Below are 22,049 nucleotides of genomic sequence, written 5' to 3'. Positions count from 1 at the left end.
CGGGCTGCTAGCGTTTGCACGTGTCCCGGACCCGTACCGAACGCCTGGTCAACCTGGTGATCTGCCTGCTGTCCACGCGGCGTTTCCTGACCGCCGCCCAGATCGCCGCGACCGTGCCCGGCTACGAGCACGACCCGGAGGACGCCAAGGACCACGAGGCGTTCCAGCGCAAGTTCGAGCGGGACAAGGCCGAGCTGCGGGAGCTGGGGGTGCCGCTGGAGACGGGCACGGCGAGCGTCTTCGACGCCGAGCCGGGCTACCGGATCGCCCACCGGGAATACGCGTTGCCCGACATCCCGCTCGAACCGGACGAGGCCGCCGCCGTGGGGATCGCCGCCCGGCTGTGGCAGCACGCCGGCCTGGCCGCCGCCGCGTCGTCCGGCCTGGCGAAGCTGCGGGCCGCCGGCATCGACGTGGACCCGCAGGCCACGCTGGGCCTGGAGCCGATGGTGACGGTCGACCCGGCGTTCGCGCCGCTGACCGCCGCCGCGCGGGACCGGCGCGAGGTCAGCTTCGACTACCGGGTGCCGGACCGGGACGCGCCCACCCGCCGCCGGGTGCAGCCGTGGGGCGTGGTCTGCTGGCGCGGCCGGTGGTATGTGGTCGGCCACGACCTCGACCGTGCGGCGACCCGCTGCTTCCGGCTGTCCCGGGTGGTCGGCACGGTCCGCGCGACCGGTGACGCCGGCGCCTACGAGCCGCCCGCCGGGGTGGACCTGATCAGCCACGTGGCCCGCTGGTCCGGGCCGGTGGAACGCACCGGTCGGGCGACCGTGCTGGCCGCGCCGGGCCGCGCCGCCGGGTTGCGCCGCTGGGCGGTGGAGAGCCACGCCGGCCCGGACGGCGACCGGCTGGTCCTGCCGTACGCCGACGCCGACTTCCTGGCCGGCCAGATCGTCGGCTACGGCCCGGACGTGCGGGTGCTCGAACCGCCGGAGGTGCGCGAGGCGGTCATCCAGCGGTTGAAGGAGGTTGCCGCCCGGCACGACGAGCTGGCGGTGGCCGGGGGAGGTGCCCGGTGACCCGCCCCGCGGCCCGCGCCGGCCGCGCGTCCGCCGACCGGCTGGCCCGGCTGCTCAACCTGGTGCCCTACCTGTTGGCCCGCCCCGGCATCGAGATCGCCGAGGCGGCGCACGACCTCGGCGTGACCGAGCGGCAGCTCCGCGAGGACCTGGAGCTGCTCTGGGTGTGTGGGCTGCCCGGTTACGGCCCCGGTGACCTGATCGACATGGCGTTCGACGGTGACCGGGTGACGATCACCTACGACGCCGGCATCGACCGCCCGCTGCGGCTGACCCCGGACGAGGCGTTGGCCCTGGTGGTGGCGTTGCGGATGCTCGCCGAGACGCCGGGGGTGGCCAACCGCGAGGCGGTGGAGCGGGCCCTGGCCAAGATCGAGAGCGCCGCGGGCGACCTGGCCGGAGCGCCGGTCGAGGTCCGCCTGCCCGGCGACAATGCCCGGGTACGCGAGCTGCGCGCCGCCGTCGAGCGGGGCCGGGCGTTGCGGATCACCTACTACACGCCGGCCCGGGACGAGACCACCGAGCGCACGATCGACCCGCTGCGGATGCTGATGGTCGGCGGCCGCGCGTACGTGGAGGCGTGGTGCCGTCGGGCCGAGGCGGTCCGGTTGTTCCGGGCCGACCGCATCGACGCGGTCACCGAGCTGCCGGAGCAGGCCGTGGTGCCGCCGCAGGCCCGCCCGCACGACCTCAGCGACGGTGTGTTCCGGCCCTCGGCGGACCTGCCGCTGATCACGCTGCGCATCGGCCGGGGCGAGCGGTGGATCACCGAATACTATCCGTGCGAGCGGGTCGAGGCCGACGGCGAGCAGTGGCTGGTGTCGCTGCGCGTCACCGACCTGGGCTGGGCCCGCCGGTTCGTGCTCGGGCTGGGCCCCGAGGTGACCGTGGTGGCCCCGGCCGAGCTGGCCGAGCAGGTCCGCGCCCAGGCCGTCGCCGCGCTCGACGCGTACGCCAGCCCGGCCGGCAGCGCCACCCCGGCCGGCAGCGCCGACCCGGCGGCCACCGGCGTCACCCGCTAGGCTGACCGCCGTGGTGATGTGGATCGTGCTCGGGGTCGTGGTGTTCGCGCTGGTCGTGCTGGCCCTGGCGATCCGCCCGGTGGTGGCGCGGCTGCCCCGGTTGCGCCGTTCGGCGCTGGCGTTGCAGAGCCGGCAGGCCGAGGCGGAGTCGCTGCGGTCCGCCGCCGAGGAGTTGCAGGCCCGCGCCGAGTCGTTGCAGGAGCGGGCGGCCGTGGCGCAGGACCGGATCGCGTTGATCAAGGCCAGGCGCGGCGAGTGATCGACGCCGGTCGGTCCGGTGAGCGATAGCTGCGCGATCCGGGGCGGTTGCGAGCACGAATGCGCCCCCGTGGGTGGTTGACGGGACAACTCGGGTTGGTCGAGACTTCACCGGCCGGCCCGCACCAGCAGGCCCGCCGGGGGTGGCAAGCCGCTGCGACGCACGTACGATGGGCGGCGACCTCACCCTCACCGACACAGAGCGACTGGAGCTTCCCATGGGTGCCCTCAAGCCGTGGCACATCGCCGTACTCGTGGTCGTGCTGATCCTGCTGTTCGGCGCGAAGCGGCTCCCCGACGCGGCCCGCTCGCTGGGCCGTTCGCTGCGGATCATCAAGGCCGAGACGAAGAGCCTGCACGACGACGACCGCGACCTGGCCGAGAAGGCCGACGCGCAGAACGGCTACCAGCCGCTCCCGCCGCAGCAGCCGATCCAGGGCCAGCAGCAGTACGCGCCGCAGCCGGGCTACGCGCCGCAGCCGCAGCCGGGGTACGCCCCGCAGCCGCAGCAGCCGGTCGCCCCGCCGGTCGACCCGGTGCAGCGCGTCCGCGAGAACTGATCCGGAAGGGCCCCCACCACCGTGGCCTTCGCGTTGAGGAAGCGCGGCCCGAGCACGTTCGAACGCGCCGCCGACGGCTCCATGACCCTGATGGAGCACATCCGGGAGTTGCGTAACCGGCTGTTCCGGGCGTCGCTGGCGATCCTGGTCGGCTTCGGTTTCGGCATCTGGCTGGCCACGCCGGTCCGGTTGTTGCTGTCGAAGCCTTACTGCGACCTGCCGCAGGCAATCGATCCGAAAACCGGCAAGTGCCTGTTCGTGCAGCTCGGCGTCGCCGACGTCTTCCTGCTGAACCTCAAGATCGGCCTCTGGGTCGGCCTGATCATCGCGGCTCCGATCTGGCTCTACCAGCTCTGGGCGTTCATCGCGCCCGGCCTGCACCGGCACGAGCGGCGCTACGCGTACGTCTTCACCGCGCTGGCGGCGCCGCTGTTCGCCGCCGGTGCGGTGCTGGCGTTCTTCGTCACCACCAAGGGCCTGGAGTTCCTGCTCAACGTCTCCGGCGACGACATCTCGACGACCCTCGAGGTCACCCGCTACATCTCGTTCGTCACGAACCTGGTCCTGCTGTTCGGCGTCGCGTTCGAGTTCCCGCTGATCGTGCTGATGCTCAACTTCGTCGGCCTGGCCAGCGCCAAGCGGCTGCTGAGCTGGTGGCGGGTGGCGATCTTCGTGTTCTTCGCGTTCTCCGCGGTGGTCACGCCGACGCCCGACCCGTTCGGCATGACCGCGCTGGCGCTCTGCCTCTCCGCGCTCTACTTCGCCGCGGTCGGGGTGGCGTTCCTCAACGACCGGCGGCGCGGGCGTGGGCAGGAGGTCTACGCGGGCATCGCCGACGACGAGGTTTCGCCGCTGGACCTGTCGAGCGAGCCGGTACCGACCGGTGCCCGGATCGAGGCGTCCGCCCCGGTCGAGGCTCCCGAGCCGGTCGCCGCGCCGGCGCCGATCGAACGCCGCTACGACGACATGACCTGACCGGTCCCGTCGCGCCGCATCACGAACGCCGTCCCCGGCAACGGGGACGGCGTTCGCGCATCCCGGTCCGCAAGCAGGCGCATCCCGGTGCCCCCTCCCGGCATCAATCAGCCCTCGTGCAGCCGATCGTGGACTTGTGGCGCCTCGAAGGATCTCGGAGGTGCACGTTGCTCCCTGCCGCAAGGTCAACGCGTCGGCGGGCCGATGTGTGGTTGCCGGGTCGGTGACGGCGGGCGGGAGGGATGCGAGTTCGTGACAGGGGACTGGCTGGGCCGGGGGCGGAGCCAGATCGGCGAAGTGGCGGTATCAGGGGCGCGGTGATGCCACCACTTCGGGGACCTGGCGTTGATCATCACTCCGAACCGAACCGAACCGAACCGAACCGAACCGAACCGAACCGAACCGAACCGAGCCGAACCGGGCTGGGCAGGCTGGGGCGGGACTCGGGCGACGGAGCGAGGCGGGGTGGGCGGTCAGGCGACGCGGCGGGCCGCGTCGGGTCGGGCGGCGGGGACGGCGTCGGGGTGCAGGATCGCCGCGATCGTCTCCGCGCCGTCGACCAGCCGGGGGCCGGCCCGCACGATCAGCCCGTCCGCGTCCAACGCCCACACCTCCGCGTCCGGGAAGTGCCCGGCCACCGAGGCCGCCTGGTCGGCTGCCCCGTCGAGGTGGAAACCGCACGGCGCGACGAGCACCACCTCGGGGCGGGCCGCCCGCAGGTCGGCCCACGTGGTCGGCGCGGACCGGACCCCGGGGTGGGTGGCCACCGGCTCGCCACCGGCGACGTCGACCAGGTCCGGGATCCAGTGCCCGGCGCCGAACGGCGGGTCCACCCACTCGACGACGGCGACCCGCCGCCGGGGTCGACCGGCCACCGCCGCGCGGATCGCCGCCAGCCGGGCGCGCAGCCCGTCCACCAGGGCCTCCGCGCGGTCGGGCACTCGGGCGGCCGTACCCACCGCGCGGATCGAGTCCAGCACGTCGTCCAGGGTGTACGGATCGAGCGACAGCACGTCGGCCCGGCAGCCGAGATGCGCGACGGCGTCGGCGACCGTGCCGGACGGAAGCGCGCAGACGCGGCACAGGTCCTGGGTGAGGATCAGCTCCGGGTCCAGTTCGGCCAGCGCGCCGGCGTGCAGCGTGTAGAGGTCGGCGCCGGCCGCGAGCTGCTCCCTGACGTACGCGTCGATCGCACCGGGGCTCATGCCCCGGGTGTCCCGGCCACCCACGACCACGGCGACGCCGGCGCGGTACGCCGGGGGCACCTCGCACTCGAACGTGACCCCGACCAGGTCGTCGCCGAGGCCCAGGGCGTACACGATCTCGGTGGCGGAGGGAAGCAGGGAGACCAGCCGCATGCCGCCCATCATGCCCGGTCGTCGTGGAGGCGGACATTCGGCTGCCCTCGGGCCTTGCCGGGACGCCGCGCCCGCTTAGACTCTGCTGACTCCGCCGAGTCCCCCGGGGCGGTGTCCCGGGGTGGCGTCGGCGCCCCACCCCCGGTCAGCACGCTGACCTCCGCTCCGGAGAGCCCGATGAAGAGCCGTACCGCCGCCGTCCTTGTCACCCTCTGCGCCGCCACCGCGCTCACCGCCTGCGGTGACGACGAGCCCGCGCCGAAGGGCGAGCAGGTCCCGGTGACCGCCACCGACACCAGCTGCGAGGTCACCACCACGCTGTTCACGCCGGGCACTGTCACCTTCACGGTGACCAACCGGGGGCAGCAGGCCACCGGGGTCTACCTCTACGGCCGGGAGGGCGCGGGCTTCACCAAGGTGGTCGCCGAGGTGGCCGACGTGCCGGCGGGTCGCACGGGTGACCTGCGGGCCCAGCTGGAGACCGGCTCGTACGAGGTGGCCTGCAAGCCGGGCCGGCAGGGCGACGGGGTGCGGACCCGGATCACCGTCTCCGACGACGGCACGGTGGCCAGCGCCGCGGCCGAGACCGCGTACGACCGGGCGCTCACCATCGAGCTGTCCGGTGACACGCTCACCGGCGTCGACGACGGGCTGATCGCCGAGCCGGGCGAGAAGCTCGCGCTGAAGGTGGCCAACAAGACCGCCGGCGCGCGGACGCTCTACCTGCTCAACCCGGACGGCAAGCGGGTCGCCGAGCTGAAGGCGGAGCCGAACGGCACCGCCGAGACGGTGGTGACGCTGGGCGCGGCCGGGAACTGGACGCTCAAGGTCAAGGGCGACGGGGTCGCCTCGCTGAGCAAGCGGCTGCTCGTCCGCTGATCGGGTGAGCGCCACCACCGGTTCCGGGCGGTGGGGCGGGGGCGGGCGACGCGCGGTCTAGTGTTCGCGCGAAGCCACCCGCCCGCACCGCCCGGAGGAACCACCGATGCGCGCCACCGTCATCCACGGCCCGAACGACGTCCGCGTCGAGGAGGTGCCGGACGCCGCCGTCCGCGAACCCGGCGACGCCGTGGTGCGTACCGTGCTCGCGTGCATCTGCGGCAGTGACCTGTGGGCCTACCGGGGGGTGGTGCGGCGAACGCCGGGGCAGCGGATCGGGCACGAGTTCCTCGGCGTGGTCGAGGAGGTCGGCGCGGACGTCACCTCGGTGCGGGTCGGTGACCTGGTGGTCGCGCCGTTCGTCTGGTCCGACGGCACGTGCGAGTTCTGCCGGGAGGGGCTGCACACGTCCTGCCCGCGGGGCGGGTTCTGGGGGACGCCGGGCTCCGACGGTGGGCAGGGCGAGGCGGTACGCGTCCCGTACGCCGACGGCACGCTGGTGCGGCTGCCCGCCGAGGCGGCCGGCGACGACCGGTTGCTGACCGCGCTGCTGGCCCTGTCGGACGTGATGGCCACCGGTCACCACGCCGCGCTGGCGGCCCGGGTGCGTCCGGGCGCGACGGTGGCCGTGGTCGGGGACGGCGCGGTCGGCCTGTGCGGGGTGCTGGCCGCGCGGCGGCTCGGCGCGGAGCGGATCGTCGCGTTGGGCCGGCACCCGGCCCGCACCGACATCGCCCGGCGGTTCGGCGCGACCGACGTGGTGGCGCAGCGCGGTGAGGCGGCGGTCGAGGCGGTCCGCGAGCTGACCGGCGGTCACGGCGCGCACGCGGTGCTGGAGGCGGTGGGCACGGAGGAGTCGATGCGTACCGCGATCTCGATCGCCCGTGACGGCGGCGCGGTCGGCTACGTCGGGGTGCCGCACGGCGGCAGCGCCGGGGTGGACGTCCGGCAGATGTTCAACCGCAACGTGACGCTCGCCGGCGGGGTGGCGCCGGCCCGGGCGTACCTGCCGGAACTGCTGGCCGACGTGCTGGCCGGCGTGATCGACCCGGCGCCGGTGTTCGACCGCTCGGTGCCGCTTTCCGGCGTGCCGGAGGGCTACCGGGCGATGGACGAGCGGACCGCGCTGAAGGTCCGCGTCACGTTCTGAGGTTCGGGTGCATCCACCGGGGACGGTCGGGGCGAAGCAAGGGTCGTGACGACAGTCACGGACCTGGTCGCCTCGACGAAAGGCTCCCCGATGAACATCGCTCGTCTCGCCGCCCGCCTGGCCGTTGGCGCCACGGCCGCGGCGGTGGCCACCACCGCCGTCGCCGCTCCCGCCCAGGCCGGCGCGAAGCAGCCGGGCACGCGGTCGCTGGCCGCCGTGCTCACCGCCGACAAGAGCGGCTTCGACCACAACTCGCGGGACTTCGACGTGCTCACCAAGGCGGTCCTGACGGTGCTGCAGGCCAAGCCGGACTCGCCGGTGAAGGTGCTCACCGACGGCACGGTCGCGCTGACCGCGTTCGTGCCGAACGACTACGCGTTCCGCGAGCTGGTCCGCGACATCACCGCCGCGAAGAAGCTGCCGGGTGAGAAGGCGGCCTTCGACGCGGTCGCCGGCCTGGGTGTGGACACCGTGGAGGACGTGCTGCTCTACCACGTGGTGCCGGGCGCGACGATCGACCGGAAGGCGGCGCTGAAGGCCGACGGCGCGGAGCTGGCGACCGCGCTCGGCGCCTCCGTCGAGGTCGACGTGAAGCACTGCTGGTACGGCCGGCAGGTCCGCCTGGTCGACGCCGACACCAGCGACCGCGACGCGCGGGTGGTGCGCTACGACATCAACAAGGGCAACAAGCAGATCGCGCACGCGGTCGACCGGGTGCTGCGCCCGATCGACCTGCCCTGACGCACCGGCCGTCGACGGCGCCCGGCACCTCCCGTGCCGGGCGCCGTCAGCGTTCGCGCCGGCCGAACTGACTGCTCAGGGCCAGCCCGGCGGAGCAGCTCAGCTCGCCCGGGGCGAGCTGGGTGTGCGACGGCCGCCAGGTCTGCGCGCCCGTCGCACCGACCCGTGCCAGCAGGCAGTCGTACTGGCTGGCCCGCAACGCCACGCCGATTGTGCCGCCCTCGACGGCGATCTCCTGCCGGACGGCCGGGTCGAGCTTCAGCCCGGCCACGGCGGCGCGCACCGCCGCCTCGTCGGGGCCGGCCGTGCCGAGCGCCCGGCGCAGCCGGTCGTCGACGCCGTCCAGCGACGGGTCCCGCGGGACGGGCACCGGATCGCCGGCCGGGCAGTCGATGTCGTCGTCGCGGTCGTCCCGCTCGGGTCCGAGGCGCAGCCGGAAGCAGACCGACTCGGTGCCCTCGACCGTCTCGCCCCGGCCGTTGACCCCCGCGCCGTGCCCGGTCACCCGCAGCACCAGCGTCACGCCGGTCTGCCAGTGCGTCTCGCCGCGCACCTGGAGCACGGTGACCGCCGGCTCCTGCCCGGCGGCGTGCACGAACTCCTCGGCCGTGTAGAGGTGGTCGCGGGCGAACCTCGCCTCGACCCGGTCGACGGTGTCGGTCGCGTCGGCGACCGCGTTGTCGTGCCAGGCCGGCTCGACCGGTCGTTGCGCCCACCAGAGCCCACCGGCCAGCAGGAGCGGGGCGAACGCCACCGGGGCGAGGACGGCGATCAACCTGCGCGGTCGCATGGCGGGCAGTATTGCGCACCGCCGCCGGCGCCAGGGCCCCGTCGCCGGGCGGTGGCGACGTCGCCCCTGGTGAGGGGCGCGGCTCGTGCCGTACGGTGCTCGCCGTGACCGCGCACGATCATGTCCCGCCCGGCCCCGTCGCCGTGCTCGCCAACCCGACCGCCGGCCGGGGACGGCACCGGGGCCTGCTGCCCCGGATCCTGGAGCGCCTCGGTGGCGCCGGCCGCCCGGTGGAGCTGCTGACCGCCCGTACCCCGGTGGAGGCGGAGGCGGCGTGCCACGCCGCGGTGGCCGGCGGCGCCGGGGCGTTGGTGGCGGTGGGCGGCGACGGCACGGTGCACCGCGCGGTGCAGGCGGTCGCCGGCACGGCCGTGCCGTTCGGGCCGGTCCCGGCTGGCACCGGCAACGACTTCGCGGTGGAGACCGGCTTCCCGGCCGACCCGCTCGCGGCGGTCGAGACGATCGCCGCCGCGCTGGCCGCCGGCCGGTCCCGCCCGGTCGACCTGGCCCGGCTGTCCCGCCCCGGCGGCGACGACCGCTGGTACGGCGCGGTGCTCGCGGCCGGCTTCGACGCGATCGTCAACGAGCGGGCCAACCGGATGCGCTGGCCGCGCGGGCCCCGCCGGTACGACCTGGCGATCCTGGTGGAGCTGGCCCGGCTGCGCCCGCGCCGCTACCGGCTCACCCTCGACGGGGTGCCGCAGGAGGTGGACGCGGTGCTGGTCGCGGTCGGCAACGCGGCCAGCTACGGCGGCGGGATGCGGATCTGTCCGGACGCCGACCCGACCGACGGGCTGCTGGACGTGGTGGTGGGCGGGCGCTTCGACCGGCGCACCCTGATGCGGGTGAAGCCGCGGATCTACCAGGGCACCCACGTGACGCACCCGCTGGTGCGCGCGTACCGGGCGCGGACCGTGGAGCTGGCCGCCGAGGGCATCACCACCTACGTCGACGGGGAACGGTCGTTCGACCTGCCGGTGACGGTCAGCGCCGTGCCGTCGGCGCTGCGGCTGCTGCGCTGACCGCCGGCGCCGGGGTGACCGGTGGCGGGGGCGTGGCGGCCCGGACGGCGCCGGCGCTCGCCGCGACCACCAGCCCGATGGCGACCACCTCGACCGGGTGCAGCGCCTGACCGAGCACCAGCCACCCGGCCAGCGCGGCGATCGCCGGCCCGAGGCTCATCAGGACCGCGAACGTCGCGGTGGGCAGCCGCCGCAACGCCGCCAGCTCCAGGCTGTACGGCAGCACCGAGGCGAGCAGCGCCAGCCCGGCGCCGAGCCCCAGCACCGCCGGGTGGAACAGCCGGCCGCCCGCGTCGGCCAGCCCGATCGGCAGGGTGACCAGCGCGGCCACCGCGAGGGCCAGGGCCAGCCCGTCGGCCCGGGGGAACCGCGCGCCGACCCGGGCCGAGCAGACGATGTACGCGGCCCACATCGTGCCCGCCAGCAGCGCCAGCGCGGCGCCGAGCGGGTCCAGCCGGTCGAAGCCGCCCTGCCCGAGCAGGGCCACCCCGGCCAGCGCCAGCCCGGCCCAGCACCAGGCGGCGAGTCGGCGCGTGCCGACCACCGACAGCGCCAGGGGGCCGAGCACCTCCAGCGTGACGGCCGGACCGAGCGGGATCCGCCCGATCGCCTGGTAGAAGATCGAGTTCATGCCGGCCAACGCCAGGCCGAACGCGATCACCGCCGCCCAGTCGCCGCGCCCGTGCCCGCGGAGCCGGGGCCGGCACACCACCAGCATCAGCAGCGCGCCGAGGGTCAGCCGCAGGGTGACCGCACCGGCCACCCCGGTACGGGGGAACAGCAGCGCGGCCACCGCGGAGCCGAACTGCACGGACAGCGCCCCGCCGAGCACCAGCGCGACCCCGCCGAGCCGGCCCGGCGCGCGCGACGGTACGGGGCGGTCGGCGGTCACGCCCCTGACCCTAACCGGGGCGCCCGGTCAGCCGACCCCGGCCAGGTCGAGCACCGCGCCCAACCCGTTCGACCGGCCGGCGTCGGCGCACGGCAGCACCAGCACACCGCACCCGGCCGCCACCGCGCCCGCGTCGGCCGGCGTGTCACCCACCATCAGCGTGTGCTCCGGGTCGACGCCGAGCATCCCGCAGGCGCGCAGGAAGATGCCCGGGTCGGGCTTGCAGCGCCCCACCTCGTAGGACAGCGCGTACGCGTCGACCAGGGCGTCGAGGTCCCAGGCGGCGAAGAGCGGGCGCAGGTCGAAGCCGATGTTGCTGACCACCGCCACCTTCACCCCGGCGGCCCGCAGCGCGCCGAGCACCGGCCCGGTGTCCGGGTAGGGCACCCACCCCTCGGGCACGAGCACCCGCTCGTAGAGCGCGTCGGCGAACCCGTCGATGCCGGTGTCGACGGTCTCGGCCAGCCCGGTGTAGGCGCCCCGGTGGGCGTGCGGGTAGAGGTCGCGGTCGGCCCACAGCTCGGCCAGCCGGGGCGGCACCCGGGCCGGCAACGGCCCGCCCGCGCGGCCGGCGGTGAGCAGGCGGTCGGCCAGCGAGGTGGCCCGGATCCGGTCCAGCTCGACCCCGCAGGCGGCCGCGGCGGCCCGTACCCAGGCCAGCGGCTCCTCCACCTGGGCGAGGGTGCCGTGGAAGTCGAAGAGCACCGCCTCCACGGGCCGGCGGGACGGGCTCGGGCGGACGGCGTCGTCGGCGCCGCTCGAGGCGTGGGGCAGTTCGGTACGGTCCGGCACGTCGTGCACCCTACCGACCCGCTCCGACCGTCCTGCCGGACGGCCTTGACCGGTGGTCGTCGGCGGTACCGATTAATCTTGGGTTCATGTCGAGCCCCGCCGAGCGGTACGCCGCGGCGCGCCGCCGGGCCGCGCAGGCCTCCGCCTTCCCGGCCCTGGACGAATTCGCCCGTGACCTCGGGTTCGATCTCGACGACTTCCAGCGTGAGGCGTGCGAGGCCCTGGAACGGGGCAGCGGGGTGCTGGTCTGCGCGCCGACCGGCGCCGGCAAGACCGTGGTGGGGGAGTTCGCGGTGCACCTGGCGCTGCGCGGCGCGCCCGGCGCGCCGGCGGGCGGCGACGCGCCGGCCCGGCGCAAGTGCTTCTACACCACCCCGATCAAGGCCCTGTCCAACCAGAAGTACCACGACCTGGTCGACCGCTACGGCGCCGAGCACGTCGGCCTGCTCACCGGCGACAACGCGATCAACGGCGACGCGCCAGTGGTGGTGATGACCACCGAGGTGCTGCGCAACATGCTCTACGCCGGCTCGGCCACGCTCGACGGCCTGGCCTACGTGGTGATGGACGAGGTCCACTACCTGGCCGACCGGTTCCGCGGCGGGGTCTGGGAAGAGGTGATCATCCACCTGCCGGAGTCGGTCACGCTGGTCTCGCTGTCGGCGACCGTCTCCAACGCCGAGGAGTTCGCCGACTGGCTGGTCACCGTGCGCGGCGAGACCGCCGTGGTCGTCTCCGAGCACCGCCCGGTGCCGCTGTGGCAGCACATGCTCGTCGGCAAGCGGATGTTCGACCTGTTCCACGACGCGGACGCGGCCCGCAAGCACGACGTCCACCCCGAGCTGCTGCGCTACACCCGCGACACGATGCGCCGGCTGGAACTGGGCGAGGGCCGCAGCGCCGGCCCGGGCGGCGGCCGGCGTGGCCCGCGCTGGCGGGGCCCGATGCGCCCGGACATCGTCGACCGGCTCGACCGGGAGGGGCTGCTCCCGGCGATCCTGTTCATCTTCAGCCGGGCCGGCTGCGACGCCGCCGTGCAGCAGTGCCTCGCCGCCGGGCTGCGGCTGACCTCGCCCGAGGAACGCGCGGAGATCCGCCGGGTGGTGGAGTCGCGGGTCACCGCCATCCCCGGCGAGGACCTGTCCGTGCTGGGCTACTGGGAGTGGCTCGACGGTCTGGAGCGCGGCCTGGCCGCCCACCACGCCGGCATGCTCCCGGCGTTCAAGGAGGTCGTCGAGGAGCTGTTCGTCCGCGGCCTGGTCAAGGCAGTCTTCGCCACCGAGACCCTCGCGCTGGGCATCAACATGCCGGCCCGGTGCGTGGTGCTGGAACGCCTCGTGAAGTTCAACGGCGAGGCCCACGTCGACCTCACCCCGGGTGAATACACCCAGCTCACCGGCCGGGCCGGTCGGCGGGGCATCGATGTCGAGGGGCACGCGGTGGTGGTCTGGTCGCCGGAGACCGACCCCCGGCACGTGGCCGGGCTCGCGTCCACCCGCACCTACCCGCTGCGCTCCAGCTTCCGGCCGTCCTACAACATGGCGGTCAACCTGGTCGGCAGCGTCGGCGCGGCACCGGCCCGCGAGCTGCTCGAGTCCTCGTTCGCGCAGTTCCAGGCGGACCGGTCGGTGGTCGGCCTGGCGCGGCAGGTGCAGCGCAACACCGAGACGATCGAGGCGTACGGCGCGGACGCCGCCTGCCACCAGGGTGACTTCGACGAATACTTCGCGCTGCGGGTGGCGATCGCCGACCGGGAGCGGGCCATCGCCCGGCAGGGGCAGACCCAGCGCAAGGCGGCGGCCGTGGCCTCGCTGGAGCGGCTGCGGGTCGGTGACGTGATCCGGGTGCCGTCCGGGCGCCGGGCCGGGCTGGCCGTGGTGCTCGACCCGGCCACCGGCGGCTTCGGTGAGCCCCGCCCGCTGGTGCTCACCCAGGACCGCTGGGCCGGGCGGGTCAGCCCCGGCGACTTCACCACCCCGGCCGAGGTGCTGACCCGCATCCGGGTGCCGAAGCACTTCAACCACCGCTCCCCGGCCGCCCGGCGCGACCTGGCCGCGGCGGTCAGCGGCACCGGGCTGGACCGGCACGCCGGCCGGCGTGGCGGGCGATCCCGCCAGGCGGTGGGGGAGGACCACCAGCTCGGCCAGCTCCGGGTCGAGCTGCGCACCCACCCCTGCCACGCCTGCCCGGACCGGGAGGAGCACGCCCGCTGGGCGGAGCGCCGCCGCCGGCTGGAGCGCGACACCGACGAGCTGCGCCAGCGGGTGTCCGGGCGGACCGGCTCGCTGGCCCGCACGTTCGACCGGATCGTCGCCCTGCTCACCGCGCGCGGCTACCTCGCCGCCGACGGCGAGGTGACCGACGCCGGCCGGATGCTGGCGCGGATCTGGACCGAGGCCGACCTGCTGGTCGCCGAGTGCCTGCGACGCCGGGTGTGGGACGGGCTCTCCCCGGCCGAGCTGGCCGCCGCCGTGTCGGTGGTGGTCTTCGAGGCCCGGCGGGACGTCGACGAGCGGGCCTCGCTGCCGCGCAACGCGGTCGCCGACGCGGTCGACGAGACGCTCAAGCTGTGGAGCGACATCGAGGCGGACGAGGCGGCGCGTGGGCTGACCGTCACCCGGGAGCCGGATCTGGGCTTCGCCTGGCCGATCTACCGCTGGGCGCGCGGGGAGCCGCTGGCCAAGGTGCTCGCCAGCGGGCACCAGGTCGACGGCGAGATGCCGGCCGGCGACTTCGTCCGGTGGGCGCGGCAGGTGGTCGACCTGCTCGGCCAGCTGGCCGACTCCGGTGGCGCCTCGACGGAGCTGCGGGCCACCGCGCGGCAGGCCATCGCGGCCGTCAACCGGGGTGTGCTGGCCTACCACGCCTCGGCCTGACAATCACTTTCGGTCACCATCGGCGGGAAATCGACGCATCGTTCCGTCACTGTGACACCACCCCCCGAACATTCGGGGGGTCGGTGTCATGCCTGGTCAACGCCTGTCCGATCATGTCCGGGGCGCGCCGGTTACGCGTCGGTAGCAGATCGGGGGGAAGGTCGCCGTGGGCGAGATCAATCACTTTGAGTACGGGTGGATCACGCCCGCGCTCAGCTACGCGCTGTCCGTGCTCGGCTCGGCGCTCGGCCTGGTCTGCGCCGGCCGGATCCGGACCGCCACCGGCGCCGGCCAGCGGGCGTGGTGGGGCCTGCTGGCGGCCTGGGCCCTGGGCGGCACGGCCATCTGGGCGATGCACTTCATGGCGATGCTCGGCTTCGCCGTCGGCGGCACCCGGATCCGCTACGACGTGCCGCTGACCGCCGCCAGCACGGCCATCGCGGTGGCCGCCGTCGGCATCGGCCTGGCCATCGTGGGCACCGGCCGGCTCACCGGTCTGCGGCTGCTCGCCGGCGGGTTCTTCACCGGCGCCGGCGTGGCCGCCATGCACTACACCGGGATGGCGGCCATGCGGCTGGACGGCTCGCTCGCCTACGACCCGCTGCGGGTGGCGCTGTCCGTCGTCATCGCGCTGGTGGCCGCCACGGTGGCGCTGTGGCTGGCGATGACCGTCCGGCGGGCGCTCGCCATCATCGCCTCCGCGCTGGTCATGGGCATCGCGGTCAACGGCATGCACTTCACCGGGATGAGCGCGCTGTCGGTGCACCTGCACGAGGGGCGCGGCGCGGCCACCGGCACCGAGGTGAGCGGCCTGCTGGTGCCGATCGTGCTCGCCGTGGTCTTCGGGGTGGTCGGGCTGGTCTACGCGCTGCTCGCGGCGCCCTCCGACGACGACCGGGCGGGCGCGGCGTACGTGGCCGCGCGGCTCGACGGCGCGCCGTCGGCGGCCCCGGCCGAACCGGCGCCGGACCCGGTGGGCCTGCGCAGCCGCTCCACCCTGGCCCAGCCCGGCGCCCCGTTCCCGTCGCGCCGGAGCACCGACCGCCGCTCGTGATCAACTGATCACGACCGGTCACACTTCCCGGGCCGCATCCTGGGCCATGATCGACACCAGGTCGGGGAGGTGGCGGGGTCTGGTGGCCGCGGATGCCGCCACTCCGCCGAGGTGGAGGCGATCAGCCTGCGGCGCGGCTCGGCCGGTCAGGTGCGAGGGGTGGCGAGGGCGTCGACCAGGCGGCGGCAGGAGCCGGCCAGGTTCCACCGCTGCGCCAGGTCGAGCAGCCGTTCCGGATCCGCCGGGGACGTCGGCAGCGCCGGGTCCAGCTCGGGCAGCGGCACGTCGGTGGCGACCCGGACCACCGTGGGCGCCACCGCCAGGTAGTCGCGGGCGGCGTCGAGCTTGCCGCGCAGCCCGGGCGCGAAGCCGGAACCGGGGTCGTCCAGCGCGGCCAGGATGCCGTCGAGGCCGCCGTAGCGGTCGATCAGTCGGGCGGCGGTCTTCTCGCCCACGCCGGGCACCCCGGGCAGGCCGTCGCTCGGGTCGCCGCGCAGGGCGGCGAAGTCGGCGTAGCGGTCGGCGGGCACGCCGTAGCGACCCCGGACCGCCGCGTCGTCGCAGTCGTCGAGCTTGGCCACACCCCGGCCGACGTAGAGCAGGCGCACCTGCCGGTCGTCGTCGACGAGCTGGAACAGGTCGCGGTCGCCGGAGACCACCTCGGCCGGGCCGGGCTGGGTCACCGACAGCGTGCCGAGCACGTCGTCGGCCTCGTAGCCGTCGGCGCCCACGGCGCGGATGCCGAGCGCGTCCAGGACCTCCAGGATCATCGGCACCTGCGGGGAGAGCGTGTCCGGCACGACCTCGCCGCCCTCGGGCGCGACCCGGTGCGCCTTGTACGACGGCAGCAGCTCCACCCGCCACGCCGGCCGCCAGTCGTAGTCGAGCGCGCAGACCATCCGGTCGGGCCGCCGGGTGCGCACCAGCTGGGCGAGCATGTCGAGGAACCCGCGCACGGCGTTGACCGGCTGGCCGTCGTCCGTCTTCGCCGCCGACTCGGGGATGCCGAAGTAGGCGCGGAAGTAGAGGCTGGGGGAGTCGATCAGGAGGATCGGGGGTCGGTGTGCCACGCCGACCAGCGTGGCACAGCCCTCCGACGAGATGGGGGAGGCCGGCACGGCACCGGGAAACCCGGGGGCGCGGGCGGTCCGGGGTGCGCAGACTGACACGGTGAGCTTCGTACCCGGTCTGACCCTGGCCCGCCGGTTCCACGACGAGGTGGTGGCCCCGCTGCTGGCCCGGCGGCTGCCCGGCCTGCGCTACTCCGCCGGGCTGCTCGACGGCGGTTCCGAGCTGCTCGGCCTCGACACGGCGCGCTCCACCGACCACGACTGGGGTCCGCGTACCCAGGTCTTCGTCGCCGCCGCGCCGGACGCGGCGTCGGTGCGGGCGGTGCTCGACGCGGAGCTGCCGGCGCGGTTCCTCGGCTGGCCGACCCGGTTCGCCGGCGGGCCGACGGTCCGGCTCGGCACGGTCCGGGCCGACGGCGACCGGCACGGCGTGAGCGTCGACGAGTTGGGCGCGTGGCTGCGCGACCGGCTGGGCGTCGACCCGCGTATCGGCCTGACGGCGGCGGACTGGCTGGCGACGCCGACCCAGCGGCTGGCGGAGCTGACCGGCGGGGCGGTGTTCCACGACGGGCTGGACGGCGCGCTCACCGCCGTCCGGGCGCGGCTGGCCTGGTATCCGGACGACGTCTGGCGGCACGTCCTGGCGGCGTGCTGGCAGCGGGTGGCGCAGGCCGAGCACCTGGCCGGCCGCTGCGCCGAGGTCGGTGACGACCTGGGCAGCCGGGTGGTGGCCGCCGGGCTGGCCCGGGACCTGATGCGCCTGGGGCTGTTGACGCACCGCCGATGGCCTCCGTACGCGAAGTGGCTCGGCACCGTCTTCGCCGCGCTGCCGGCGGCGACGCCGGTGGTGGACGCGCTGACCACCGCGCTCGGGCCGGGCGACTGGCCGGCCCGGCAGTCCGGCCTGGTCCGCGCGCTGGAGACGGTGGCCGGCTGGACCAACGGCACCGGCCTCACCGCGCCCGTGGAGCCGACCGCACGGCCGTTCCACGACCGGCCCTTCCTGGTGCTCGACGCCGGGCGGTTCACCGAGGCGCTGCGCGCCGCGATCACCGACCCGCACCTGCGCGACCGGCCGCCGCTCGGCGCGGTGGACCAGTACCTCGACAACGTGGACGTGCTCACCCGCCCGGGCCGGGCCCGCCGGGTGGCCGCGGCGGTGCTGCCGGACCGGCCACCGGTTGTCGACTCCGGGCCGGGGGCCTAGACTCCGACTCGGTCGCATCTATCTGTGACCGTCTATCTCGTCTCCGAGGGTCCGGGCCGCCCTTCGCAGGCGCCTCGTCGGCGACCACGCCGCGACGCGCCACCGCGCGGTGTCCCCACCACCGAGGAGAACCCATGCTGTCCAGAAGGAGCAGACTCCGACTGCTCGGCGCGGCCCTGGCCGCGGCCGGGCTCGCCGCTGTGGCGGCGCTGGCCGCCCCGAGCCCGGCCGCGGCGGCGTCGCTGACCGAGGTGACGAACTTCGGCGCCAACCCGAGCAACCTGCGGATGTACCTGTACGTCCCGAACGCCGTCGCGGCCCGGCCGGGCCTGCTCGTGGTCAACCACTACTGCACCGGCAGCGGACCGGCCATGTACTCCGGCACCCAGTTCGCGGCGCTCGCCGACCGGTACGGCTACGTCGTCGTCTACCCGTCGGTCACCCGCAGCAGCAAGTGCTTCGACGTCTCGTCGCCGCAGGCGCTGCGGCGCGACGGCGGGAGCGACCCGGTGGGCATCAAGTCCATGGTGGACTACGTACGGCAGCGGTACCCGGTCGATCCGGAGCGGATCTTCACCACCGGCACCTCGTCCGGGGCGATGATGACCAACGTGCTGCTCGGCGTCTATCCGGACGTGTTCCGCGCCGGCGCGGCCTTCGCCGGGGTGCCGTTCGGGTGCTTCGCCACCACCAACGGCTCCGAGTGGAACAGCGAGTGCGCCAACGGGCAGGTCCTGAAGACCCCGCAGCAGTGGGGCGACCTGGTGCGCAACGCGTATCCCGGCTACTCCGGCCCACGGCCCCGGATGCAGCTCTGGCACGGCACCAACGACGAGACGCTCCGCTACCCGAACTTCGGCGAGGAGATCGACCAGTGGACCAACGTCAACGGGCTGAGCCAGACGCCCGCGTACACGGACAGTCCGCAGCCGGGCTGGACGCGCACCCGCTACGGCGGCACCGGCGGCACCGCGACCGTCGAGGCGATCAGCATGCAGGGCGTCTCGCACAACCTGCCGGTCGACGCGGCCCAGGCGGTCCGCTTCTTCGGCCTGGACAGCAGCACCCCGCCGACCAGTGCCCCGCCCACGACGCCGCCGCCGACCACGGCCCCGCCCACGACGCCGCCGCCGACCACGCCGCCGCCGACCACGGCCCCGCCGACGACGCCGCCGCCGTCGGGCGCGTGCCGGGTCGGGTACGTGGTGAACGCCTGGAACACCGGGCTGACCGCGTCCGTGACGATCACGAACACGGCCACCTCGCCGGTCAACGGCTGGAGTCTCGCCTTCACCCTGCCGGGCGGGCAGACGATCACCGGCGGCTGGAACGCCACGTACGCGCCGACCAGCGGGGCGGTGACCGCCCGCAACGTCTCCTACAACGGCGCCGTCGCGCCGGGCGGCTCGGTGACCATCGGCTTCCAGGCCACCCACACCGGCAACACCGGTAGTCCGGCCGCGTTCACGCTCAACGGCAGCCCCTGCGCCGTGGCCTGAACCCGCTGACCCGGGCCACCGGCCGGGGTGGCGGCGTCGCGCCGCAGCGATGCCGCCACCCCGGCACGCCGGATCCGATCATGGCGAGAGGCTTTGTTCCGGACTTTTCACAAGGCGCGAAAAAAGGAGCGGGCGAGGCGTCCGGGAATTGACATGCGCCACTGCGCGCGGGGATGGTCCACCGCACGGACGGGCACCGGTCATCCGGCCGGAACCCGTCCGCCGCACCGGAACCGCCACCCCCGCCCCGCACTCCACCCGTCCCGGAGATGCCCATGTCACCCGTACGACTCCTGCTGTCCCCACCCCGCCGGTCGGCCCGGCGCACGGTCGCCGCGCTGACCGCCCTGCTCGCCGCCGTGGCGCTGGTCGGCCCGCCCGGCCCGGCCCGCGCCGCCGACCCGCTGCTGTCGCAGGGGCGGCCCACCACCGCCTCCTCGACCGAGAACGCCGGCACCCCGGCGTCCAACGCCACCGACGGCAACTCCGGCACCCGCTGGTCCAGCGCCTTCGCCGATCCCCAGTGGATCCAGGTCGACCTCGGCGCGACCGCCACCGTCTCCCGGGTCAGCCTGGCCTGGGAGGGTGCCTACGCGCGGGCGTACCAGGTGCAGACCTCGACCGACGGCGCCACCTGGACCACCGTGTTCAGCACGACCAACGGTGACGGTGGCACCGACGACCTCACCGTCAGCGGCACCGGCCGCTACGTGCGGGTGAACGGCACCGCCCGAGCCACCGGCTACGGCTACTCGCTCTGGGAGTTCCAGGTCTACGGCAGCACCGGCGGCGGCAGCGGCTGCGACACCGCGACGAACGCGGCCCAGGGCCGGCCCGCCACCGCCTCCTCGACCGAGAACGCCGGCACCCCCGCCGGTGCGGCGGTCGACGGCAACCCGGGCACCCGCTGGGCCAGCGCCGCCGCCGACCCGCAGTGGCTCCAGGTCGACCTGGGCAGCGTCCGTACCGTCTGCCGGGTGGTGCTGAGCTGGGAGGCGGCCTACGGGCGCGCGTACCAGATCCAGACCTCGACCGACGGCGCCACCTGGACCTCCGTCTACAGCACCACCAGCGGCGACGGCGGCACCGACACCCTGACGGTCAACGGCTCCGGTCGCTACGTCCGCGTCCACGGGACCGCCCGGGCCACCGGCTGGGGCTACTCACTGTGGGAGTTCACCGTGCACACCACCGGCGGCGGCACCGTGCCGGGCGGCGGGTCGCTCGGACCCAACGTCATCACGTTCGACCCGTCGATGTCGGCCGCCAGCATCCAGGCCCAACTCGACTCCGTCTTCCGCACCCAGGAGTCCAACCAGTTCGGCACCCAGCGGTACGCGCTGATGTTCAAGCCGGGCGACTACTCCGGGATCAACGCGCAGATCGGCTTCTACACCTCGATCATGGGGCTCGGCCGGAACCCCGGCGACGTGCGGATCCACGGTGACATCACGGTGGACGCCGGTTGGTTCGCCGGCAACGCCACCCAGAACTTCTGGCGCTCGGCGTCGAACATGCAGGTCTTCCCGTCGGCCGGGTTCACCCGCTGGGCGGTGTCGCAGGCCGCGCCGTTCCGTCGGATGGACATCCAGGGCGACCTGAACCTGGCCCCGAACGGCTACGGCTGGGCCAGCGGCGGCTACATCGCGGACAGCCGGGTGACCGGCGTGGTGCAGCCGTACTCGCAGCAGCAGTGGTACACCCGGGACAGCAACGTGGGCGGCTACCTCAACGCGGTGTGGAACGTGACCAACTCCGGGGTGGTCGGCGCGCCCGCGACCAGCTTCCCGAACCCCCCGTACACCACGCTGGCCCAGACCCCGGTCAGCCGCGACGTGCCCTACCTCTACCTCGACGGGAGCGGCGCCTACCAGGTCTTCGTCCCCTCCACCCGGACCAACGCCAGCGGGGCGTCCTGGCTCGGCGGCGCCACCCCGGGCACGTCGATCCCGCTGAGCCAGTTCTACGTGGCCAAGCCCGGCGACTCGGCGGCCACCATCAACGCCGCCCTGGCCCAGGGCCTGAACCTGCTCTTCACCCCCGGCGTCTACGCCGTCGACCAGACCATCGCGGTCAACCGGGCCGGCACGGTGGTGCTCGGCATCGGCTACCCGACGCTGGTGCCGCAGAACGGCGTGGTGCCGATGACGGTCGCCGACGTCGACGGCGTCCGCCTCGCCGGGCTGCTCTTCGACGCCGGCGCGGTGAACTCGCCGGTGCTGCTCCAGGTCGGCCCCGCCGGGTCGACCGCCAGCCACGCCACCAACCCCACCTCGATCCAGGACGTCTTCTTCCGCATCGGCGGCGCGCACGCCGGCAAGGCCACCACCAGCCTGGTGGTCAACCAGGACGACGCGCTGATCGACCACATCTGGGCCTGGCGGGGCGACCACGGCACCGGCATCGGCTGGACCGTCAACACCGCCGACACCGGCCTGATCGTCAACGGCGACAACGTCACCGCGCTCGGGCTCTTCGTCGAGCACTACCAGAAGTACGAGGTGATCTGGAACGGCGACAACGGGCGGACGATCTTCTTCCAGAACGAGTTGCCGTACGACCCGCCGAACGCGGCCTCCTGGATGAACGGCTCCCGGGTGGGCTACGCCGCGTTCAAGGTCGCCGACGCGGTCACCACGTTCGAGGGATGGGGCATGGGCAGCTACTGCTACTTCAACGTCGACCCCACCATCGCGGCCTACCACTCCTTCGAGGCCCCCACCAGGTCGGGCGTCCGGTTCCACGACCTGCTCACCGTCTCGCTGGGCGGGAACGGGTCGATCACCCACGTCATCAACGACACCGGTGGCACCGCACAGGGCACGAACACCGTGCCGGTGAACGTGGTCAGCTACCCCTGACCCGAGCCCGGGGGCGGCCGG

The 22,049-nt window shown here is 74.6% G+C and carries 19 protein-coding genes; 14 read left to right on the top strand and 5 right to left on the bottom strand.

Annotation, left to right across the window (positions count from 1 at the left end):
- Positions 1–20: 20 nt before the first annotated feature.
- The 5 genes from COO58_RS12220 (at position 21) to tatC (ending at position 3,837) form a co-directional block, all read left to right on the top strand.
- The gene (locus tag COO58_RS12220; RefSeq protein ID WP_091575158.1) at positions 21–1,022 is read left to right on the top strand and encodes a YafY family protein; all 1,002 of its coding nucleotides are present in this window, start codon (positions 21–23) and stop codon (positions 1,020–1,022) included.
- Positions 1,019–2,044: a YafY family protein gene (locus COO58_RS12215; RefSeq protein WP_091575155.1), complete on the top strand. Its 1,026-nt coding sequence runs from the start codon at positions 1,019–1,021 to the stop codon at positions 2,042–2,044. The genes COO58_RS12220 and COO58_RS12215 overlap by 4 nt, the downstream gene beginning before the upstream one ends.
- A 16-nt stretch (positions 2,045–2,060) precedes the next feature.
- Positions 2,061–2,303, top strand: a complete 243-nt coding sequence (locus COO58_RS12210) for a hypothetical protein (protein WP_369700200.1) — start codon at positions 2,061–2,063, stop codon at positions 2,301–2,303.
- A gap of 217 nt (positions 2,304–2,520) precedes the next feature.
- The gene (gene tatA, locus COO58_RS12205) at positions 2,521–2,862 is read left to right on the top strand and encodes a Sec-independent protein translocase subunit TatA (RefSeq protein WP_091575150.1); all 342 of its coding nucleotides are present in this window, start codon (positions 2,521–2,523) and stop codon (positions 2,860–2,862) included.
- A 21-nt stretch (positions 2,863–2,883) separates the two neighbouring features.
- Positions 2,884–3,837: a twin-arginine translocase subunit TatC gene (gene tatC / locus COO58_RS12200; RefSeq protein ID WP_091575147.1), complete on the top strand. Its 954-nt coding sequence runs from the start codon at positions 2,884–2,886 to the stop codon at positions 3,835–3,837.
- A gap of 473 nt (positions 3,838–4,310) precedes the next feature.
- On the opposite strand, the gene COO58_RS12195 is transcribed toward tatC, so the two are convergent.
- Positions 4,311–5,195 (bottom strand): ABC transporter substrate-binding protein, encoded by an 885-nt coding sequence (locus COO58_RS12195; protein WP_255292599.1) that lies wholly within the window; start codon positions 5,193–5,195, stop codon positions 4,311–4,313.
- Positions 5,196–5,372: 177 nt separating this feature from the next.
- Here COO58_RS12195 and COO58_RS12190 point away from each other — a divergent pair, with 177 nt between their 5' ends.
- From COO58_RS12190 to COO58_RS12180, 3 genes are all read left to right on the top strand, one after another.
- Positions 5,373–6,074 (top strand): hypothetical protein, encoded by a 702-nt coding sequence (locus tag COO58_RS12190; protein ID WP_091575142.1) that lies wholly within the window; start codon positions 5,373–5,375, stop codon positions 6,072–6,074.
- Between the two features lie 106 nt (positions 6,075–6,180).
- Positions 6,181–7,224 (top strand): zinc-dependent alcohol dehydrogenase family protein, encoded by a 1,044-nt coding sequence (locus tag COO58_RS12185; RefSeq protein WP_098745029.1) that lies wholly within the window; start codon positions 6,181–6,183, stop codon positions 7,222–7,224.
- A gap of 90 nt (positions 7,225–7,314) precedes the next feature.
- On the top strand, positions 7,315–7,965 hold the full coding sequence (locus tag COO58_RS12180; protein WP_091575137.1) for a fasciclin domain-containing protein: 651 nt from the start codon (positions 7,315–7,317) through the stop codon (positions 7,963–7,965).
- A 46-nt stretch (positions 7,966–8,011) separates the two neighbouring features.
- Here the strand turns inward: COO58_RS12180 and COO58_RS12175 are convergent, their stop codons facing one another.
- Complete coding sequence (locus tag COO58_RS12175) at positions 8,012–8,755, bottom strand: hypothetical protein (RefSeq protein ID WP_091575134.1); 744 nt, start codon at positions 8,753–8,755, stop codon at positions 8,012–8,014.
- A 95-nt stretch (positions 8,756–8,850) separates the two neighbouring features.
- Between COO58_RS12175 and COO58_RS12170 the strand changes: the two genes are divergently transcribed.
- Entirely contained in the window at positions 8,851–9,777 is a 927-nt protein-coding gene (locus COO58_RS12170; RefSeq protein ID WP_091575132.1) for a diacylglycerol kinase family protein, read from the top strand.
- Here COO58_RS12170 and COO58_RS12165 read toward each other — a convergent pair.
- Complete coding sequence (locus COO58_RS12165; RefSeq protein WP_098745026.1) at positions 9,740–10,669, bottom strand: DMT family transporter; 930 nt, start codon at positions 10,667–10,669, stop codon at positions 9,740–9,742. The genes COO58_RS12170 and COO58_RS12165 overlap by 38 nt on opposite strands.
- A 27-nt stretch (positions 10,670–10,696) precedes the next feature.
- Positions 10,697–11,461, bottom strand: coding sequence for an HAD family hydrolase (locus COO58_RS12160; RefSeq protein WP_091577683.1), 765 nt, complete (start codon positions 11,459–11,461; stop codon positions 10,697–10,699).
- Positions 11,462–11,547: 86 nt separating this feature from the next.
- Between COO58_RS12160 and COO58_RS12155 the strand changes: the two genes are divergently transcribed.
- Both COO58_RS12155 and COO58_RS12150 read left to right on the top strand, forming a co-directional pair.
- Positions 11,548–14,337: an RNA helicase gene (locus COO58_RS12155; protein WP_091575127.1), complete on the top strand. Its 2,790-nt coding sequence runs from the start codon at positions 11,548–11,550 to the stop codon at positions 14,335–14,337.
- A 166-nt stretch (positions 14,338–14,503) separates the two neighbouring features.
- Positions 14,504–15,391 carry an MHYT domain-containing protein gene (locus COO58_RS12150; RefSeq protein ID WP_091575125.1) on the top strand — a complete coding sequence of 296 codons (888 nt, stop codon included), beginning with the start codon at positions 14,504–14,506 and terminating at the stop codon, positions 15,389–15,391.
- Positions 15,392–15,537: 146 nt separating this feature from the next.
- Here COO58_RS12150 and COO58_RS12145 read toward each other — a convergent pair whose 3' ends face one another.
- Complete coding sequence (locus COO58_RS12145) at positions 15,538–16,461, bottom strand: 5'-3' exonuclease (RefSeq protein ID WP_091577680.1); 924 nt, start codon at positions 16,459–16,461, stop codon at positions 15,538–15,540.
- 100 nt (positions 16,462–16,561) lie between these two features.
- Here COO58_RS12145 and COO58_RS12140 point away from each other — a divergent pair, with 100 nt between their 5' ends.
- From COO58_RS12140 to COO58_RS12130, 3 genes are all read left to right on the top strand, one after another.
- Complete coding sequence (locus tag COO58_RS12140) at positions 16,562–17,668, top strand: DUF4037 domain-containing protein (RefSeq protein ID WP_098745024.1); 1,107 nt, start codon at positions 16,562–16,564, stop codon at positions 17,666–17,668.
- A gap of 134 nt (positions 17,669–17,802) precedes the next feature.
- On the top strand, positions 17,803–19,167 hold the full coding sequence (locus COO58_RS12135) for a PHB depolymerase family esterase (protein WP_098745023.1): 1,365 nt from the start codon (positions 17,803–17,805) through the stop codon (positions 19,165–19,167).
- A 275-nt stretch (positions 19,168–19,442) separates the two neighbouring features.
- Complete coding sequence (locus COO58_RS12130; RefSeq protein ID WP_255292598.1) at positions 19,443–22,028, top strand: discoidin domain-containing protein; 2,586 nt, start codon at positions 19,443–19,445, stop codon at positions 22,026–22,028.
- Positions 22,029–22,049 lie beyond the last annotated feature (21 nt).

This window comes from Micromonospora sp. WMMA1996 (genome assembly GCF_002573675.1).
In the GTDB taxonomy this organism is placed as follows: domain Bacteria; phylum Actinomycetota; class Actinomycetes; order Mycobacteriales; family Micromonosporaceae; genus Micromonospora; species Micromonospora sediminicola.
This window is presented reverse-complemented; position numbering and strand designations above follow the sequence as displayed.

Bases quoted from the DNA above. Each gene is read 5' to 3' on its own strand.
- COO58_RS12195 (WP_255292599.1), bottom strand. From the start codon at position 5,195: ATGCGGCTGGTCTCCCTGCTTCCCTCCGCCACCGAGATCGTGTACGCC.
- COO58_RS12155 (WP_091575127.1), top strand. From the start codon at position 11,548: ATGTCGAGCCCCGCCGAGCGGTACGCCGCGGCGCGCCGCCGGGCCGCG.
- COO58_RS12130 (WP_255292598.1), top strand. From the start codon at position 19,443: ATGTCACCCGTACGACTCCTGCTGTCCCCACCCCGCCGGTCGGCCCGG.
- COO58_RS12175 (WP_091575134.1), bottom strand. From the start codon at position 8,755: ATGCGACCGCGCAGGTTGATCGCCGTCCTCGCCCCGGTGGCGTTCGCC.
- COO58_RS12190 (WP_091575142.1), top strand. From the start codon at position 5,373: ATGAAGAGCCGTACCGCCGCCGTCCTTGTCACCCTCTGCGCCGCCACC.
- COO58_RS12185 (WP_098745029.1), top strand. From the start codon at position 6,181: ATGCGCGCCACCGTCATCCACGGCCCGAACGACGTCCGCGTCGAGGAG.
- COO58_RS12180 (WP_091575137.1), top strand. From the start codon at position 7,315: ATGAACATCGCTCGTCTCGCCGCCCGCCTGGCCGTTGGCGCCACGGCC.
- COO58_RS12210 (WP_369700200.1), top strand. From the start codon at position 2,061: ATGTGGATCGTGCTCGGGGTCGTGGTGTTCGCGCTGGTCGTGCTGGCC.
- COO58_RS12135 (WP_098745023.1), top strand. From the start codon at position 17,803: ATGCTGTCCAGAAGGAGCAGACTCCGACTGCTCGGCGCGGCCCTGGCC.
- tatA (WP_091575150.1), top strand. From the start codon at position 2,521: ATGGGTGCCCTCAAGCCGTGGCACATCGCCGTACTCGTGGTCGTGCTG.